This window comes from Microbacterium sp., assembly GCF_036566905.1.
Lineage (GTDB): Bacteria > Actinomycetota > Actinomycetes > Actinomycetales > Microbacteriaceae > Microbacterium.
The window spans coordinates 1-4,513 of the sequence record NZ_DATCVK010000058.1 but is presented as its reverse complement, the minus strand read 5'-3'; the positions used below and the strand labels follow the sequence as shown (position 1 = coordinate 4,513).

5 protein-coding genes are annotated in these 4,513 nt (G+C 71.7%); 2 read left to right on the top strand and 3 right to left on the bottom strand.

The genetic code is table 11. The features are described from left to right. Window positions 1-154 precede the first annotated feature (154 nt). The 3 genes from VIP82_RS04875 to VIP82_RS04865 form a co-directional block, all read right to left on the bottom strand. Window positions 155-1,072: a DNA-3-methyladenine glycosylase family protein gene (locus VIP82_RS04875; protein ID WP_331906222.1), complete on the bottom strand. Its 918-nt coding sequence runs from the start codon at window positions 1,070-1,072 to the stop codon at window positions 155-157. 78 nt (window positions 1,073-1,150) lie between these two features. Then, window positions 1,151-1,600 (bottom strand): DUF2871 domain-containing protein, encoded by a 450-nt coding sequence (locus tag VIP82_RS04870; RefSeq protein ID WP_331906220.1) that lies wholly within the window; start codon window positions 1,598-1,600, stop codon window positions 1,151-1,153. 98 nt (window positions 1,601-1,698) lie between these two features. Further along, window positions 1,699-2,277, bottom strand: a complete 579-nt coding sequence (locus VIP82_RS04865) for a TetR/AcrR family transcriptional regulator (RefSeq protein WP_331906218.1) — start codon at window positions 2,275-2,277, stop codon at window positions 1,699-1,701. A gap of 73 nt (window positions 2,278-2,350) precedes the next feature. On the opposite strand from VIP82_RS04865, the gene VIP82_RS04860 reads away from it, so the two are divergent. Both VIP82_RS04860 and VIP82_RS04855 read left to right on the top strand, forming a co-directional pair. Next, entirely contained in the window at window positions 2,351-3,442 is a 1,092-nt protein-coding gene (locus VIP82_RS04860) for an SDR family NAD(P)-dependent oxidoreductase (RefSeq protein WP_331906216.1), read from the top strand. Next, window positions 3,439-4,293 (top strand): SDR family oxidoreductase, encoded by an 855-nt coding sequence (locus VIP82_RS04855; RefSeq protein ID WP_331906214.1) that lies wholly within the window; start codon window positions 3,439-3,441, stop codon window positions 4,291-4,293. Before VIP82_RS04860 ends, VIP82_RS04855 begins: the two co-directional genes overlap by 4 nt. Window positions 4,294-4,513 lie beyond the last annotated feature (220 nt).

Sequence of the window (4,513 nt, the reverse complement as noted above, 5' to 3'; positions counted from 1 at the left end):
GTTGACCTTGGAGGCGGTTGTATTCACGGTGTGTGTGTCCTTCGCAATCGGGAGAAGCCGGGTCGGCCTCAAAGCACGGTAATTGCAGAGCCTATGCGTGTCCTATGCGCCAGGGGAACAACTCCCGGGGAACGGACCCCCGCTTGCGCTCCGGTCAGATCGCCCGGTGGTCGACGAAGGCCATGCGCGGGCCGCGCCGGGGCCGGCCTCGCACCCCCGCTGCGCCGAGCAGCCGCACCACGCGATAGCGGTGGCCGCGCCACGGCTCGAGCGTCTCGAGCATCTCGTCGTCGGTCATGTCGCGCCCCGCGAGCGCATGCCCGACGTAGTTCGAGAGGTGGTAGTCGCCGACCGAGAGCGCATCGGCGTCGCCCAGCGCGCGCTGGGCGACCTCGGCGACGGTCCACGGGCCGACGCCCGGCATGAGGGTGAGGCGAGCCGCGGCATCCGCCGGGCTCATCGCGACGACGGCCTCGAGCTTGTCGGCGTACCCTGCCGCGTTCGCCAGCGTGCGCGCCCGCTTCGGGTCGACGCCGGCGCGGTGCCACTCCCAGCTCGGGATCGTGCGCCAGACCTCGGGCGACGGCACGACCCGCATCGGCCGCGGCGTCGGACCGGGCGCCGGGGCCCCGAATCCGGTGAGCAGGCGGCGCCAGGAATCGTGCGCCTGCAGGGTGATGACCTTCTGCTCGAGGATCGTGGCGGCGAGGGCCTCGAAGACCTGCGCAGTGCGCGTGATGCGCAGGCCGGGATTGCGCCGGTGCGCGTCGTCGAGCACGGGGAGGCGCGGCTCGAACCCGGTCGGGTCGTCGGCGTCGCCGAGCAGTTCGGGTGCCTGCGCGACCGCTGCACCCGCGCCGGCCCCCCATGCCTCGCAGCGCAGCGTCTCGGCATCGGGCTGGGTCAGGCGCAGGGTCGCATCGCCCTCGGGCGTGCGCGTCGTGCGCCAGACGGCGCCGGTCGCGTCGACCAGGAATGCCGGGTCGGCGCCGCCGCGCCGCAGCGCTCCGAGCGTCTGCCGCAGATCGGTCGGATGCCGCGGCCGCCAGCTGAGGGCATGGTCGGCGATCACGACTTCAGTGTGACGCACGCACCTGACAGTCGCGGCGGGGCGATCGCCGCCCGGGCGGCGGGCCGCGCGGGGCGCTGCCTAGTCGGCGGCGGTCGCCGCCGCCACCGGCTGTGCGGCTGCCGGCGCCACGATGCGACTGCGCAGTGCGAGGAAGAGCAGCACCATGCCCGCGGTGAGCGCGATGTGGCCGAGGCCGGCGATGCCCGCGATCGCCGAGGTCGACTCCTCGCCCATGACCGTGAGCGAGCCGTGCCAGATCAGCATGGCCGACGTCACGATGACCCCCGCGTTGTAGACCCAGAAGAACCACTCGAAGAGGTGGCTCTTCGAGATGACGAAGACCTTCTCGATCACGAGCACGATGAGCAGCACGATGAAGCCGAGCGTCAGCAGGTGCGTGTGGGCCAGGCCGAGCTGGGTGAACTGGCCTTCGGGGAAGTCGTTGGCTTTCGTGAACTCGCGGTAGAAGAGGCCGGAGCCGACACCGACGATCATGTACGCGAAGGCTGCGTAGAACAGTTTCTGCATGGCGGTTCCCTTCGAAGGCAGGCGAGGCGGTCGAGCCTCACCTCGATCCTCCTCTTCGGCTCGCCGCCGACGCATCGAACGAAAGACTGAACCCGGCGTCAGCGCGGAGCGAATGCCGCGTGGAAGATCGACCACGCACGCTGGGCGACCTGCCGGCGATCTTCAGCGCCGGTGCGCGCGAGCAGGTCGGCGAGCATCGACACGGCGAGCAGCACGTCGGCGTCTTCGACGGAGTCGCCGATGCGCCCTGCCGCGCGTTCGCGCACGACGACCGCGCCGACGACCGCCGCGAGCCTCGAACCGAGGTGGGCGACGCGCTCGTCGTGCTGGTGCTGCCAGATGAGGTCGATGAGGGCCGTCGACACGACCGCCTGCCCGATGATCGCCTCGAGGAGGTCGTCGAGTGTCGCGCCCTCGTGCTCGACGGCCGCCTCGAGATCGTCGATGTTCTCGTCGAAGACGGCGAGCGCGAGCGCGAGGCGATCAGGGAAATGGCGGTAGAGGCTGCCCTGCCCGACGCCCGCCTTCTTGGCGATCGCATTGAACGGTCCCTGCAGGCCGTCGGCGGCGAAGACCTCGCGCGCTGCGGCGATGATGGCGCGCCGATTCTCAGGACCGGCGCTCGGCCCGCGATTGGCCTTGCGGCCCTCGGAAGTTCCCTTCCCGCGTTCAGGCACGGGTGCTACCTTACTACCGGACAAGGATGTCCGGTATGGCTTCGCACCACATCGAAGAGAAGGAAGCACCACCATGAGCACCCCCAAGACCCTCTCGGGCGACGACTCGATCAAGACCTGGCTCGAGCACCCCGTGGGCGGCCCGATCCTCCGCGACCTGCTCGCCCAGGCCGGCCAGGACGCCGACGTCATGCGCCCCGTGCAGCGCCTCGCCATCAAGCGCCTCATCAAGCTCAGCAAGGGCCAGTTCAGCCAGGAGATGGTCGACCAGCTCGTCGCACGCGCCGCGGCCGGCGACGTGCCGGCAGGGGCAGCAGATGCATCCGCCGAGGCGCCCGAGCCGACGACCGAGTCCGCCGACGCCGTCGACGCCGCTGATGCCGCACCCGAGGTCGAGCGCCCCGAGTGGGTCGAGCGCCTCGACCAGGGCCGCTTCGCCGGCAAGACCGTCATCGTCACCGGTGCCGGCTCCGGCATCGGTCGGGCGACGGCCTCCCGCATCGCCCGCGAGGGTGGCCGCGTGATCGCCGTCGACGTCTCGCAGGATCGCCTCGACGACTTCGCGTCGGAGCACACCGGCGCCGAGATCGTGACCCTCGTGGCCGACATCACCGACGATGCGAAGGTCGCCGAGATCGTCGCCGCCGCGGGCGACCGCATCGACGGCCTCGCGAACATCGCCGGCATCATGGACGACATGACGCCGATCGGCGAGCTCACCGACGCCGTCTGGAAGCGCGTCTTCTCGGTCAACGTCGACGGCACCATGAAGCTCATGCGCGCCGTCGTGCCCGTCATGCTCGCGCGCGGCACCGGTTCGATCGTCAACACGGCCTCCGAAGCCGCGCTTCGCGGCTCGGCGGCGGGCGTCGCCTACACGGCGTCGAAGCACGCGGTCGTCGGCCTCACGAAGTCGACGGCGTTCATGTACGGGCCGAGCGGCCTTCGCGTCAACGCGGTCGCCCCCGGCGCGACCATCACGAACATCGAGGCGACCTTCGCCTCGCCGCTCGGCGCGGAGCGTGTGCGACAGGCCATGGCGATCCTTCCGGATGCCGCCGAGGCCGAGGCCCTCGCCGCGTCGATCACCTTCCTCCTGAGCGACGACGGCGTGAACATCAACGGCGTCGTGCTCGCGAGCGACGGCGGATGGTCGGCGGCATGACGCCTGCACACGAGCCCGGCACGCGCGACGTCCTCGTCGTCATCGGGGTCGGCGGCATGGGCGAGGCGATCGCCCGCCGACAGGGCACCGGTCGCACCGTGGTCATCGCCGACTTCAGCGAGGCCGCGCTCGACCGCGTCGGCGGCGCACTGCGGGGCGACGGCTTCGAGGTCGTCGCGCACGTCGTCGACGTGTCGTCGCGCGCGTCCGTCGGTGAACTGGCCGACGCCGCGGCGGCGCTCGGCCGAGTGACCCAGGTCGTGCACACGGCCGGGCTCTCCCCGGTGCAGGCGCCGCGCGACGCGATCCTCGCGGTCGACCTGCTCGGCACGGCGCTCGTGCTCGACGAGTTCGAGCGGGTCATCGCCCCGGGCGGCGCGGGCCTCGTCATCGCGAGCATGGCGGGCCACTTCCTGCCGCCGCTGCCACCCGAGATCTCCCACGCACTCGCCAACGCGCCGAGCGACGAGCTGCTCGCGCTTCCGGCGCTCGGCTCGATCACGGAGGCCGCAGCGGCCTACCCGTTCGCCAAGCACGCCAACCACCTGCGGGTGCGCGCGGCGAGCGCGACGTGGGGTGCGAAGGGTGCTCGCGTGAACAGCATCAGCCCCGGCGTCATCTCGACGCCGATGGGCCAGCAGGAGCTCGCGGGCGAGTCGGGCGGGCAGATGCGCGCCATGATCGCGGCCTCCGGCACCGGTCGCGTCGGCACCCCGTACGACATCGCGGATGCCGCGGCGTTCCTGCTCGGCTCCGACGCGAGCTTCATCACGGGCGCCGACCTGCTGGTCGACGGCGGCGTCGTCGCCGCGGTCAGCACCGGACGGTTCGACCCGCGCGCCGGCAGGTAGCCCGCGACGCACGACTGCGGGGTGCGGGCGACCGTTCCCCGCAGTCGTGTCGGCCTGCGGGCAGGTGACGACGCCCCCGTACGATTCCGAGAATGGGAACCCTTCGACCTTCGGCCTCCGACCTCGTCGACGCTGCGCTCGCTCAGTTCGAACGCCTCTACGTCTTCCCCGAGGTCGCCGAGGCGACGAGCGCCGCCGTGCGCGAACTGGAGCGGGCCGG

What these genes read in the sequence shown, in the direction of transcription:
- VIP82_RS04855 (WP_331906214.1), top strand. Translation starts at nt 3,439, where the DNA reads ATGACGCCTGCACACGAGCCCGGCACGCGCGACGTCCTCGTCGTCATC.
- VIP82_RS04870 (WP_331906220.1), bottom strand. Translation starts at nt 1,600, where the DNA reads ATGCAGAAACTGTTCTACGCAGCCTTCGCGTACATGATCGTCGGTGTC.
- VIP82_RS04860 (WP_331906216.1), top strand. Translation starts at nt 2,351, where the DNA reads ATGAGCACCCCCAAGACCCTCTCGGGCGACGACTCGATCAAGACCTGG.